Source organism: Micromonospora sp. NPDC048947 (assembly GCF_040649495.1).
GTDB lineage: Bacteria > Actinomycetota > Actinomycetes > Mycobacteriales > Micromonosporaceae > Micromonospora > Micromonospora alfalfae.
This window is the reverse complement of sequence record NZ_JBEZFO010000001.1, coordinates 401,116-413,036: the sequence shown is the minus strand read 5'-3', so window position 1 is coordinate 413,036 and position 11,921 is coordinate 401,116. Positions and strand designations below refer to the sequence as shown.

Below are 11,921 nucleotides of genomic sequence, written 5' to 3'. Positions count from 1 at the left end.
TCAAGGCTGCTCTTGTGCCGTCGAGGTCAGGGCACCTGCCCTACGGCCCCGAAGCTCGTCGAGGTGATCCGGTCGTCATCCCGGCGGCGCAGGATCCGCATCTCCGTGGTGGCCCCGGTGCCGGTCAACGGCAGTACCGCCACCGGCGGGGGCACCACTGCGGAGATGCTCGCCGGCGCGATCGTGACCCCGAGGCCGGCTGCGACCAGGTGCGCCAGAGTGGTCCAACTGCTGGCGAGCTGGACGACGCGCGGTGTGTAGCCGGCGTCCAGGCACGGTCGAAGGTTGCGCTGGTAGGCCCGTTCGCCGGCCACCCGGGGGAAGAAGACGAACGGGTCGTCGCGCAGCAGCGCGGCGTCGATGCTGGGGTCTTTCGCGCGCGGGTGGTCGGCCGGCAGGACGGCGACGAAGGTCTCGGTGGCGAACGTGGTGCCGACCAGGTCGTCGTGGTCGTCCGCGTCCCGGACCACGCCGACATCGATCTCGCCGGTCAACAGCCGGTCGACGATCTGCGCCGTGAACGCCTCGTGCAGACGCAGGTGAACGGCCGGATGGTGTTCCCGGAACCGACGGATCGGCCCGGCCAGCCCGAGCTGGATCGCCGAACTGACGAAGCCGATGTCGAAGCGCCCCTGCTCGCCGCGGCCGATGCGGCCCGCCTCGTGCACATCGTCGGCGACGGCGGCCAGCACCCGCCGGCACCGGACCAGGTACGCCTCACCCGCCGGCGTCAGCGTCACCGACCGGGAGGTACGAGCGAACAGCGGCGTACCGATCATCGCCTCAAGCTGGCGGATCTGCTGCGACAGCGGCGGTTGAGCCATCCGCAGCCGTGCCGCGGCCCGACCGAAGTGCAGCTCCTCGGCGACCGCGACGAAGTACCGCAGATGGCGCAGTTCAGGATCCATATGCCAAGGATATAAATTGCTCGGAACAAGATATTGGACGTTCGGATAGTGGGCTCAGAAAATCGAACCATGAACCCGAGCACGCTGACCGTCACGTCCATGACGACCGCCGAGGAGGCCGTGGCCTTCCGGACGTTGAACGAAGAATGGATCTCCCACTTCTTCGCCGCCCTTGAGGAGTCTGACCGCAAGACGCTCGACGACCCGTTCTCGGCCATCGTCGACCCGGGTGGTGACGTGCTGATCGTTCGCGACGGCCGGGAGATCGTCGGCTGTGTCGCACTGATCCGCAGCTCGTCGGAGGTCTTCGAACTGTCGAAGATGGCGGTGACCCCGGCGACCCGCGGGAGGGGCATCGGCCGCCAGCTCATCCGAGAGGCGATCGAGCGCGCCCGCCAGCTCGGCGCGACCACCCTGTTCCTGGTCAGCAGCACCAAGCTTCCGAACGCCGTGCACCTCTACGAAAGTGTCGGCTTCCAGCACGTCGATCCGGAACGGATCCCGCTGTCGCCGTACGCCCGCGCCGACGTTTTCATGCGGATGGCGCTCTGACCGCTCGAAGCCGACGCGCAGTCCCGAGAGGGCGGTGCAGGATCCTCGGCTTAACCCGGCCTTAGTGTCCGGACAGCGCGGTGCTATCCCGATCTGACCGATCCTCGGAGTCGACAACCGAGGAAAGGTGGACACCACGATGAAGCGCACCAATCTGCTTCTGGCGTCGGTCGGCGGGTCGGCGGTGCTGGCGGTGGCCGGGGTCGCGCTCGGCGTCACCGCCGCGAACGACTCGCGGACCGGCGGCACGGCACTCGCCGCGGCGACCGTCGCCCCGCCGGCCACCGACACGCCGTCGGCCCCATCGGGTACGCCGTCGAGCGGCACGCCGTCGTCCGGGACCCCGTCGGTTACGCCGTCCACCGGTAGCGCGCCCGCGGGCAGCGCTGTCGATGAGACGCGTGCCGGTGAGATCGCCCTCGCCAAGGCCGGCGGCGGCCAGATCGTCGAGGTTGAAGCCGAGCAGGAGAACGGCCGGCCGGTGTGGAGCGTCGAGATCGTCGCGGGCGACACCGAGCACGAGGTGGACGTCGACCGGGACAACGGGTCGGTGGTCAAGGCCGAGCAGGAGCCGGTCGACGACGACGACGACGCCGACGAGCCCGACGACGACGATGATGACGGCAACGACGACGACAACGACAACGACTGAGACGACGATTGATCGGCCGCCGCCCGACCCGGAGTGTCTTCCGGGTCGGGCGGCGCTGCCGAATCAACCGGCGGCTCGCGACCCAGGCGTTCGGCCTGTCCTTGACGGATGGCCGGCTGTCCTGGCTGTTTCAGGCCGTCCTTGCGGATGGTCGGTTGTCGCGGCTGTTTCAGGTGGGCGAGGGCCGTCAGCGCCCGACGCGCTGCTCCTGGACCGTCGGTTGCTCCTGGACCGTCGGTTGGTCCTGGGCGAACTGGGTGCGGTACAACTCGTGGTAGCGACCGCCGGCCGCGAGCAGGTCGCTGTGTCGCCCGCGTTCGACGATGCGTCCCGCCTCGACGACGAGGATCTGGTCGGCCGCCCGGATGGTGGAGAGCCGGTGTGCGATGACCACGCTGGTCCGGCCGGTGAGGGCCTCGGCGAGGGCGTCCTGAACCGCGGCTTCCGAGGTGGAGTCGAGATGCGCTGTGGCTTCGTCGAGGATGACCACGCGCGGGCGAGCCAGCAGCAGGCGCGCGATGGTGAGCCGTTGCCGTTCCCCGCCGGACAGGCGGTATCCGCGCTCGCCCACGACGGTGTCTAGGCCATCGGGCAGTGAGCGGATCAGGTCGTCGAGGCGGGCCCGTCGGAGCACCTCCCACATCTCGTCCTCGGTCGCGTCCGGCCGGGCGAACGCCAGGTTGGCGCGGATGCTTTCGTGGAAGAGGTGCCCGTCCTGGGTCACCACGCCCAACGCCGACCGGATCGACTCGGCCGACAGTTCACGCACGTCGACGTCGGCCAGCTTCACCGCGCCGTCCTCGACGTCGTACAGGCGAGGCACGAGCTGCGCGATCGTCGACTTGCCCGCCCCGGAGGACCCGACGAGCGCCACCATCTGCCCGGCTTCGGCGCGGAACGACACACCGTGCAGCACTTCCTCACCGCCGCGCGTATCGAGCTTCGCCACGTCCTCCAGGGACGCTAGCGACACCTTGTCCGCCGAGGGGTAGCCGAACCGGACTCCGTCGAACTCGACAGCGACCGGGCCCTCCGGCAGGGGCCGGGCGTCGGACCTGTCGAGGATCAGCGGCTTGAGGTCGAGGACCTCGAACACCCGCTCGAAGCTCACCAGCGCGCTCATCACCTCGACCCGAGCACTGGCCAGTGAGGTCAACGGTGCGTAGAGCCGCGACAGGAGCAGCGCAAGGGCGACGACGGTCCCGGCGTCGAGGCTGCCCCGTAGGGCGTAGAGACCGCCCAGCCCGTAGACCAGGGCCAATGCCAGCGAGCCGACGACTGTGAGCGCGGTGATGAAGACCCACTGGAGCATCGCCGCGCGGATGCCGATGTCCCGGACCCGACGTGCCCGCGCCGCGAACTCGGCGGACTCCTCGGCCGGCCGCCCGTACAGCTTGACCAGCGTGGCGCCGGGTGCGGAGAAACGTTCGGTCATCCGGGTGCTCATCGCCGCGTTGTGCTCGGCCGCCTCACGCTGCAACTGGGCAAGCTTGGAACCCATCCGGCGGGCCGGGATCACGAAGACGGGCAGCAGGACGAGCGCCAGCAGCGTGATCTGCCAGGAGAAGGTGAGCATCACCCCCAACGTCAGCATCAGCGTGACGGCGTTGCCGACCACACTCGACAGGGTGTCGCTGAAGGCCCGCTGCGCGCCGATCACGTCGTTGTTGAGGCGGCTGACCAGCGCTCCGGTGCGGGTCCGCGTGAAGAACGCCACCGGCATCCGTTGCACGTGGTCGAAGACGGCCGTCCGCAGTTGGACGATCAACCCCTCACCGATGCTGGCGGAGAGGAATCGCGTCACCAGACCCAGCCCGGCTTCGGCGAGCGCGATCACGGCGATCAGGACGGCCAACCGGATCACCACGCCGCTGTCGGCGCCGTCGACTATCGCGTCGACCACCCGCCCGGCGAGAACGGGTGCCGCCACAGTGAGGACCGCCGTCACCACACTCAGCAGCAGGAATCTGATGATCAAAGCGCGGTGCGGCCGTGCGAACTGCGCGATCCGCTTCAAGGTGGCGCGGGACAGCGGTCGCTCATCCTGCGCGTTCATCGCGTGGTGCATGGACATCCACGCGGTAACTTCCATGCTCATTCGTTACCTCCGATGTCGGAGGTTAGGACCTCACCCGAGCTTCAGGTCAAGTCACCGCGCCGGGTGCTCCAGTTCGGCGCGGATCTGGCCGAACACCGCATGGGGGTCGTCCGCCTGCGCGAAACCGATGAAGGTCACCATGCCGAGGGTGTGCTGGTCACCCCACACACAGATGTCAACGCGCAGACCCGTCCTGGCCTGACCGATGCCGCAACGGGCCATCCCGCCCAGCGGGCCCGGCTGGACCGCCTCCACGTTGGTGACGTTCGGCAGTCCGGCGAAGATCCGGTCCACCGTCGCGGTCGGGTCGGCAATCGTGCCGGAAACCGCGCTGACCAGGATGACCCGCTGGTCGTCGCCGGGAATGTGCAGGCCGTCCTGCCGGGAGTAGACCTCGGTGGCCCGGACGAAGGCGGTGCCCAGCGCGCTGGTCGGATCGCCGCTGAGCAGTTTCTTGAAGTTGCCCATGTTCTGCTCGGCCTGCCCGCGCAGCACCCGGTCCACGGACTCGGGCCAGGTGCCCAGAAGCTTGGCTGGCTTGTCGAGACGCATCACCGTCGCGGGCGACGACGACGGGGCGACGGCCGCCGGGGCGGCGGTGTCGGCAGGCCCCGCACACCCGGTCGCGAACAGCAGGATCGCCGCAGCCAGCGTGCGGAGAACCGTCGAGCCAGCCGGCCTTGTGCGCATGGTGACTTCCGCTCTCGTCTCGTGTTGCGCGAGGACGATATCCCACGCCCACGGTGGATCGGCTCCTCGGGCACCGATCGGTCAGCCGCCGGTCTGGGTGATCGCTCTCGGCTGGCGGCGCTTACGTTCGTCGGTGGTAGTGGTTGCGGCGGGGGACCTGTTCGGGGTCGAGCCAGGCGGGTGGGATGAACTGAGGGTGGCCGTCGGCCCCCAGTTGCACAGTCCAGTCGCTGTGATGGAGGTGGCGGTGGTGGTGGCCGCAGAGTAGGACGGCGTTGTCGAGGCTTGTGACGCCGCCGTCGGTCCAGTGGTTGATGTGGTGGGCGTCGCACCAGCGGGGTGGTCGGTCGCACCCGGGGAATGCGCAGCCGCGGTCGCGCAGCACGAGGACGCGTCGTAGTGGGCCGGTGACGAGTCGGCGTTGCCGGCCGACGTCGAGTGGTTGGCCGGCGCCGTTGAGGACGGTGGGCAGGATGGCCGCGTCGCAGGCGAGGCGACGCACGGTTTCCGGAGTGAGTCGTAGACCCGTGTCGAGGGTGCCGGCGCCGAGTTGTCGGGTCAGGTCGTCGTAGTGGGTGGTGATGACGATCTGCGCCGGGTCGCCGCCGTGCTCCGGTAGTTCGCCGGTGCGCAGGCTGAGCCGGCAGAGGTCGGCGAGGGCGTCGTGGCGGCGTTGTCCGGGGGAGCGCTGGTCGTCCGGGCCCACGGGTGCGGTCAGGGGGTCGATGGCGGCGCGCGGCAGACCGGCTGTTTCGGCGTCGAGGGTGCCGGTGAGTCGGAGTCGGCCGTCGGTCTGCTCGGACAGCGTGAGGTGGCGGTCGCGGGTGGCGCGGGCGGCCTCGGCGTCCAAGGCGGCGCGAGCGGCGGCGTCGGCCAGGTCGGGGGCGACGTGGTCGAGGATGCGGGTGCCGAGTTTGCGCAACTGTGTGGGGTCGAAGTGTCTGGCCCAGTCGGTGAGCACGCCCACGGCCTTGTCGGCGGCCTCGCCGCCGGCGGTGGTCTGCACGGTCCTGACGGTATCGGCGATGACCCGGGCCTGCTGCGGGGTGAGGTCTCCGTCAGCGAGGGCTTGCCGGACGCCGGGGCTGCCGGCGTCCAGTGTGGCGGCGAGCTCGACCAGCCGGCGGGCGGCGGAGACGGTGAGCCGCAGTCGTTCGCGCAGCCAGACCGCGGTGGAGGAGGCGCCCTGCCTGCGGGCCGTGCCCCGGCCGTCCAACTCACGGACCAGTGTGAGCTTCACGGCGGCGAGGCGTTGCTCCAGGTGGTGCGCCGCATCGAGCGCCGCGATCAGCTCATGCTCCGGGAGCGCCCAGATGGCTGCGGTCGTGCAGGCGCCGACGGCGTCGTCTGCCTGCGCCAACCCTCCAAACATGGCCCGACAATAGAACAGATGTACGACAAGATTGGTTCCGTCTCGGCACGGTGAGATCAGGTGCGGCTGTCGGGGTTGGTGTACAGCGGTTTGTGGACCCCGTCGAGGTGCGGCGGGGCCGCCGGCGAACAGCCGGCGACCCCGCCACTGATGAACGTGGAAACTACGTACCGTGCCGCCGGCTACCCGATCCGGAACTGCTCGCCGTAGACGGCGAACACCAGTGGCGTGTTGAGGTTGAAGTTGCCGTTGTTGAGGAACACCCGCTGGGCGGTGTCGACGCGGGAGGTGTCCGAGTGGGCCTCCTCCTTCTTCATCTCGATGACCCGCTCGTCGAGGAACGCGTTGAGCCAGGTTCGCTCGTCGCCGCCCTGGGCTGGCGGCTTGGCCCGGTTCAGGGCGCGGTTGCGGATCTGGCGCATGCCCTCGTACCCGTGCATGACGGCCGCGTCGTAGTAGGCGAACTGACCGAGTGCCCGGACCTGGTCGTTCTTGCCGTCGCGTACCGATGGGTTGAAGTAGACCCGGTCGCGTTCGGCCTCCTGGGCGGCCTGGAACACCGAGTCGGTGGCCGCGGTCCGCCAGTCGCGGGTGAAGTTGGGATCGAGCCCGGCGTGCGACGAGGTGCCGTTGACGTTGCGCAGCGCCGGCAGGTAGCCGGCGAGCACGTTGCCCGGCTTGGTGCGGGTGTACGCCTCGACCAGTTCGAGCATGTCGCCGGTGCCGGAGCAGAAACCGATGATGCCGGCGGTGTAGCCCCGCCCGTCGCCGATGTCCTCGATGTAGGAGAACTGCGCGCGCCAGTCGAGCGAGGAGTTCTCGGCGGCCGAGACGAGCTGCATGGCGACGTTCTTCTTCGTCGGGTCGTCGAGGTTGGTGCCGCTCGGGGTGGTGGGCGTGGGCGTGGGGGTGCTGCCGCCGCCCGGCAGGGTCCACAGCTGGTTCGTGGTGCCGCCGCAGGTCCAGATCTGCAACCGGGCGCCGTTCGCGGTGCTCCGGTCGGTGACGTCGAGGCACTTGCCGGAGCCGGAGTTGACGAGCGCGCCGTTGCTGGCGGTCCACTTCTGCGCGCCGGTGTTGTTGCAGTCGTACAGCTGGACCTTGGCGCCGTTGGCGGTTGACGCGGCGGTCACGTCGAGGCACTTGCCGAGTGCTCGGATCGAGTTGTCGGTGTTGCCGACGGTCCACGTCTGGGCCGCGCTGCCGTTGCAGTCGTAGAGCTGGACGGCTGTGCCGTTGGCCGAGCTGGCGGCGGCCACGTCGACGCACTTACCGCCGAGGCCGGTGATCGGGCCGGCGGTCGCGGCGCTCGCCGACGGCAGGCCGTAGCCGACGGCGGCGACGCCGATCAGCAGGGTGCCCACGACGTAGGCGGCTGTTCTCTTGTGAACCATTGGTGTTCCTCGGGGAAGGGGCGGCGTGCCGCCAGCCGGTCGGTGGCCCGGCGCGACGGTTCAGCCCCGGCGGGCACCGCGAGCATCAGGAAACTGTATTAACAGATACCAGTACGTCGATTCCTCGTCAATCGACGACAGCGAGGCGTGACGGCGTCTGTTCATCCCGTCGTTGGCGACACGTACCTGCCGGTCGCTATCGTCGGGCCGTAACTGATCTACGGGCCGGTCCATCGGAACCAGCACCGTCCGACGGACAGAAGATGGTCATGGAGTCGAGTCTGCGCGCTCGGGTGCGAGCCGGTGACCCCGGCGCGTTCGCCGAGCTGTTCGACACGTACGCGCGTTCGGTGTACAACCACGCGTTCCGGCTGACCGCCGACTGGGCCACGGCGGAGGACGTCATGGCCGCCACGTACCTGCAGGCCTGGCGTTCCCGGGAGCGGGTCACCGAGGAGGGCGGGTCGCTGCGGCCCTGGCTGCTCGGCATCGCCACAAACGAGGCCCGCAACCACGCCCGCAGCAACCGTCGCTACCGCAGGGTCGCCGCCGCGCTGCTCGCCTCCGACTTCACACTGCCCGACCACGCCGACGAGGTCGCCGGCCGACTCGACGACAGCCGACGCATCGCCGCCGCCATCGACGCGCTGGCCGGGCTGCGCCGACCCGAACGCGAGGTGCTGACCCTGTGCCTGTGGGAGGGCCTCGACTACGAGTCCGCGGCGGAGGCGCTGGGCGTTCCGGTCGGCACTGTGCGCTCGCGGCTGTCGCGGGCCCGCGCCCGACTCCGTACCCTCGTCGACGCCCCGCCGCACGCCGCACGGCCGCCGGTCGTGGAAGCCTCGCTCGTGGGGGAGGGCAGCCAGTGAGCGCGCCGGACCCGGCCGAGTGGGCGAGGATCGCCCCCCACCCCGGTGACCACGACCTGCCACCGGGCCGGCACGACCTGCACCGCAGCCGCCTGCTGGCGGCGATCACGCAGGAGCCGCGTACCCGAAGAAGGGCCTTCGTGTCGTTGCGGCCCGCGCTCGTGGCGGCCGCGCTGGTCCTGGTCGTGGCGGGGATCGGCGGCGGGCTCGCGACCCGGTCCGGCGACGCGCCCCCGGCCGCGCTCCCGTCACCCGAGACGACCCGTCCGGCCGCTCGGCCGGCACCGCCGGACCGGGCCGCCAAGAACCGTGGGTACGGCACCGTGCGCCAACTCACCGACGCGGCCGACCTGGTGGTCCGCGGCGAGGTGGCGTCGGTGATGGACGGACGGGCGGTCTACCGGGTGGCCGAGGTGCTCTACCGCGCCCCCGGTGCTGCGGTGCCCACCGAGCTGATGGTGGCCGCGGAGCTTTCCGGGACAGCCGGCCGGCCGACAGTCCTCTACCTGGGCCTCGTTGACCCGGGTACGCGCGTCTACCACCCGCTCGGCGGCGAGTTCGGGATCTTCGACCTCGCCGGAGAGACGGCCACCAGCCGGTCAGCGGCGATGTCGGTGACCGGCCTGCGTACCGAGGACGGCACCGCCACGGGTCGTGCGTTCGTCACCACGGTGGCCGAGCTTCGTCAGCTCGCGCGCGAGCGGCAGTGACCCCCTGGAAAGCTGAACCGGGAAAAAATGGAACTCGTGGCCCGGGACGCACAGATAGAAGGCGTAAGCAGTGCCGCGTTCCGAGCGAGACGGCCCGGGACGGCACCGAGACGCGAGGAGCGTTCCATGGCAGTCGACCTTCGCCGTAGCCGGCCGCTGTGGGCCACGGCCGTCGCCGTGCTGTCCGCCGCGGCCCTGGCCGCCTGTGGCAGCGGCGGTGGCGCAGCCCCGGCCGCCGCGCCCGCCCCGAGCAGCGCCGCCCCGAGCAGCGCCGCCACGCCGACCGACGTCGCGCTCCCGCCGATCAAGGGCAAGCTACGCGGGTACGCCACAGTGCGGCAGCTCAGCGACACCGCGGACCTGGTGGTACGCGGTGAGGTCGAGGCGGCCGGATTCCGGGTCGACGAGGTGCTGCGCGCGACGACCGGATCGACGGTGCGGGCCGGGGCGCGGATCACGCTCGCCCCGCTGCCCGCCGGCGTGCCGGACATGGCGCACATGTCGAAGCTCGAGGCCGGCCAGGTCGTGGTGCTCTACCTCGCCCAGGACCCGGCGAACCCGGCGGCCCCGACGTTCCGGACGCTCAGTGGCGACTTCGGCGTGTTCGACCTGAGCGGGTCCGGCGCGGGCGCCGTCGCCACGACCCGCTCGCAGACAATGGCCGTCAGCGGTCTGAACGCCGAGGACCCGGCCGCGTCCGGCCACGGGTTCCGCACCACTCTCGGCCAACTGCGGGCCGTCGCCGCTCAGACGAAGTAGGACGAGTGGGCACGCGGGCGGCACCCGCCGAGTGCCGCCCGCGTGGTCACTGTTCCCGGTAGGTGGCGAGGTCGAAGTCGGCGTGCACGCCGTCGCAGCCCAGGTCCTGCACCCACAGGCCGAGAAACGCGCCGGTGAAGCCCCACGCCGCCGGCTCACCGTCGATGATCAACGCGGCGTGCTCGTCGGACAGGATGGTCGCGTCCAGCTCGACAGGTAGCCGCTGCCAACCGGCGCCGAGGTCGTAGTCGAAGCGCACCACCGGCCCGTCGAAGACGGCCCGCAGACCGACCCGGGTGGCGCCGTCGACGTCGACTGTCAGCTCGGGGTACGCGGTGCGCCGCCCGTTGTCGGAGCTGAGCAGCTCCAGTACCGTCCGGCCGTCGTCGGCCCGGGTCAGGTAGAGGTGGTACCAGTTGAGCGTGTTGTAGTAGGCGGTGATCCCGGCGAGCTGACGGTGGTCGGCCGGTTCGAACTCCACAACGGTCTCCAGCGAGCACTTCCGTGCGCCGACGCGTCGCCCGACCAGGCTGGGGGCCTGTCGACCGACCGGCGACTGTCCACCGTGGATTCGCAGGTACGACGGGCGGGTGTGCAGGTCGATCCAGTCCGGGGTGGCTGGTCGACGCAGCGTCGACCAGCACGGGCCCAGCTCGGGGGCGTCGAAGTGGTCCGTCTCGGGCTCCGCCGGCCACTGGTGCGCGGGCAGGTCGGGCGCGACGACGTCGTCAGCGGGCACCCCTCCGGCGATCCGTGGCCAGCCGCCCGACGGCCACTCGACCCGCTGGATGGCTGTCTCCCGACCCAGCACGCAGTTGCCCAGCGGGGAGTACGGGCGGCCAACCAGGTGGGCCAGGTACCACTCGCCGTTTTGCGTGTGCACCAGGCTGCCGTGACCCGCCTTCTGCAACCGCAGGTCGGGCCGCCCGAAGGAAGTGAGCAGTGGCCCGTCAGGGGCCACCTCGTACGGCCCGAACAGCTCCCGGGACCGCGCCACGGTGACCTGGTGCTCCCAGCTGGTGCCGCCCTCGGCGGTGATCAGCCAGTACCAGCCGTCGTGGCGGTACAGGTGCGGACCTTCGGTGACCCCGGCCGGGGAGCCGGTGAACAGGATGCGGGGGCTGCCGACCAGACGGCGCGCGGCCCTGTCGTACTGCTGGATCTCGATGCCGCCGAAGCGGTCGCGGCCGGGCCGCCAGTCCGCGCTCATGCCCAGCAGCCAGGTGGTGCCGTCGTCGTCGTGGAACAGCGACGCGTCGAACCCGCGCCCGTGCAGTTTCACCGGATCGGACCAGGGGCCGGTGATGTCCTCGGCGGTGACCAGGAAGTTCTGCGGATCCCAGTAGCCGCTGGCGAAGCTGGCCACGTCGCTGTAGACGAGGTGGAACTGACCGTCGTGGTAGGTCAGGTCCGGCGCCCACACCCCGTTCGAGTCGCCGCATCCGCGCAGATCGAGCAGGCGTCGGTCGGTGATGATGCCACCCAGGCTGCGCCAGTTGACCAGATCGCGCGAGTGGTGCACGAGCACACCCGGATACCACTCGAAGGTCGAGGTGGCCAGGTAGTAGTCGTCGCCGACGCGCAGGATCGACGGGTCCGGGTGGAACCCGGCGAGGACGGGGTTGCGGATCGACCGGGTAGCGGTCGCCACGTTAGCGATGTCGGTCGACACGAGCACTCCTCTGGACGGCTGTCTGAAACTTCCGGAAAACCGCACTCCGGATCGCTGGAAGCTCTGCTTACGCTAGCCGGTCTTTTCGCAATAGGACAGAGGTCTTGACCGCTGGGACAACAGCTCGTAGCGTGCCGGCCATCGATCGACATTACCGGCGAAGCAATGAAAGTTTCGGAGATCCATAGCTCCCCACTCCGCCCGTTCAGCCGGATGACGACGCGCCACCGCGAGCAGACCTGAAG

The 11,921-nt window shown here is 70.3% G+C and carries 11 protein-coding genes; 5 read left to right on the top strand and 6 right to left on the bottom strand.

All coding sequences use genetic code 11. From position 1 onward, the window contains the following. Positions 1 to 26 precede the first annotated feature (26 nt). A complete protein-coding gene (locus tag AB0B98_RS01830) occupies positions 27 to 908 on the bottom strand; it encodes a LysR substrate-binding domain-containing protein (protein ID WP_357360037.1) in 882 nt (293 codons plus the stop codon). 69 nt (positions 909 to 977) lie between these two features. Here AB0B98_RS01830 and AB0B98_RS01825 point away from each other — a divergent pair, with 69 nt between their 5' ends. Next, positions 978 to 1,460 carry a GNAT family N-acetyltransferase gene (locus tag AB0B98_RS01825; RefSeq protein ID WP_357360035.1) on the top strand — a complete coding sequence of 161 codons (483 nt, stop codon included), beginning with the start codon at positions 978 to 980 and terminating at the stop codon, positions 1,458 to 1,460. A 139-nt stretch (positions 1,461 to 1,599) separates the two neighbouring features. Then, positions 1,600 to 2,112, top strand: a complete 513-nt coding sequence (locus tag AB0B98_RS01820; RefSeq protein WP_357360033.1) for a PepSY domain-containing protein — start codon at positions 1,600 to 1,602, stop codon at positions 2,110 to 2,112. A gap of 187 nt (positions 2,113 to 2,299) precedes the next feature. Here AB0B98_RS01820 and AB0B98_RS01815 read toward each other — a convergent pair whose 3' ends face one another. The 4 genes from AB0B98_RS01815 to AB0B98_RS01800 all read right to left on the bottom strand — a co-directional run bounded on the left by AB0B98_RS01815 (position 2,300) and on the right by AB0B98_RS01800 (position 7,666). After that, positions 2,300 to 4,210 carry an ABC transporter ATP-binding protein gene (locus AB0B98_RS01815; protein WP_357360030.1) on the bottom strand — a complete coding sequence of 637 codons (1,911 nt, stop codon included), beginning with the start codon at positions 4,208 to 4,210 and terminating at the stop codon, positions 2,300 to 2,302. A 51-nt stretch (positions 4,211 to 4,261) separates the two neighbouring features. Next, positions 4,262 to 4,900: a hypothetical protein gene (locus tag AB0B98_RS01810; RefSeq protein WP_357360028.1), complete on the bottom strand. Its 639-nt coding sequence runs from the start codon at positions 4,898 to 4,900 to the stop codon at positions 4,262 to 4,264. 121 nt (positions 4,901 to 5,021) lie between these two features. Further along, complete coding sequence (locus tag AB0B98_RS01805; RefSeq protein ID WP_357360026.1) at positions 5,022 to 6,272, bottom strand: DUF222 domain-containing protein; 1,251 nt, start codon at positions 6,270 to 6,272, stop codon at positions 5,022 to 5,024. A gap of 182 nt (positions 6,273 to 6,454) precedes the next feature. Continuing rightward, positions 6,455 to 7,666 carry a chitosanase gene (locus AB0B98_RS01800; protein ID WP_238667673.1) on the bottom strand — a complete coding sequence of 404 codons (1,212 nt, stop codon included), beginning with the start codon at positions 7,664 to 7,666 and terminating at the stop codon, positions 6,455 to 6,457. A gap of 269 nt (positions 7,667 to 7,935) precedes the next feature. Here AB0B98_RS01800 and AB0B98_RS01795 point away from each other — a divergent pair, with 269 nt between their 5' ends. From AB0B98_RS01795 to AB0B98_RS01785, 3 genes are all read left to right on the top strand, one after another. Next, complete coding sequence (locus AB0B98_RS01795; protein WP_357360023.1) at positions 7,936 to 8,535, top strand: sigma-70 family RNA polymerase sigma factor; 600 nt, start codon at positions 7,936 to 7,938, stop codon at positions 8,533 to 8,535. Beyond that, positions 8,532 to 9,245 (top strand): hypothetical protein, encoded by a 714-nt coding sequence (locus AB0B98_RS01790; RefSeq protein ID WP_357360021.1) that lies wholly within the window; start codon positions 8,532 to 8,534, stop codon positions 9,243 to 9,245. The genes AB0B98_RS01795 and AB0B98_RS01790 overlap by 4 nt, the downstream gene beginning before the upstream one ends. 126 nt (positions 9,246 to 9,371) lie before the next feature. Then, the gene (locus AB0B98_RS01785; RefSeq protein ID WP_357360019.1) at positions 9,372 to 10,004 is read left to right on the top strand and encodes a hypothetical protein; all 633 of its coding nucleotides are present in this window, start codon (positions 9,372 to 9,374) and stop codon (positions 10,002 to 10,004) included. Positions 10,005 to 10,050: 46 nt separating this feature from the next. Here AB0B98_RS01785 and AB0B98_RS01780 read toward each other — a convergent pair whose 3' ends face one another. After that, positions 10,051 to 11,676 (bottom strand): glycoside hydrolase family 43 protein, encoded by a 1,626-nt coding sequence (locus AB0B98_RS01780; protein WP_357360017.1) that lies wholly within the window; start codon positions 11,674 to 11,676, stop codon positions 10,051 to 10,053. Between the last annotated feature and the right edge of the window lie 245 nt (positions 11,677 to 11,921).

Coding starts and splice junctions, on each gene's coding strand:
- AB0B98_RS01800 (WP_238667673.1), bottom strand. CDS start 7,666: ATGGTTCACAAGAGAACAGCCGCCTACGTCGTGGGCACCCTGCTGATC.
- AB0B98_RS01830 (WP_357360037.1), bottom strand. CDS start 908: ATGGATCCTGAACTGCGCCATCTGCGGTACTTCGTCGCGGTCGCCGAG.
- AB0B98_RS01810 (WP_357360028.1), bottom strand. CDS start 4,900: ATGCGCACAAGGCCGGCTGGCTCGACGGTTCTCCGCACGCTGGCTGCG.
- AB0B98_RS01820 (WP_357360033.1), top strand. CDS start 1,600: ATGAAGCGCACCAATCTGCTTCTGGCGTCGGTCGGCGGGTCGGCGGTG.
- AB0B98_RS01795 (WP_357360023.1), top strand. CDS start 7,936: ATGGAGTCGAGTCTGCGCGCTCGGGTGCGAGCCGGTGACCCCGGCGCG.
- AB0B98_RS01805 (WP_357360026.1), bottom strand. CDS start 6,272: ATGTTTGGAGGGTTGGCGCAGGCAGACGACGCCGTCGGCGCCTGCACG.
- AB0B98_RS01785 (WP_357360019.1), top strand. CDS start 9,372: ATGGCAGTCGACCTTCGCCGTAGCCGGCCGCTGTGGGCCACGGCCGTC.
- AB0B98_RS01825 (WP_357360035.1), top strand. CDS start 978: ATGAACCCGAGCACGCTGACCGTCACGTCCATGACGACCGCCGAGGAG.
- AB0B98_RS01815 (WP_357360030.1), bottom strand. CDS start 4,210: ATGAGCATGGAAGTTACCGCGTGGATGTCCATGCACCACGCGATGAAC.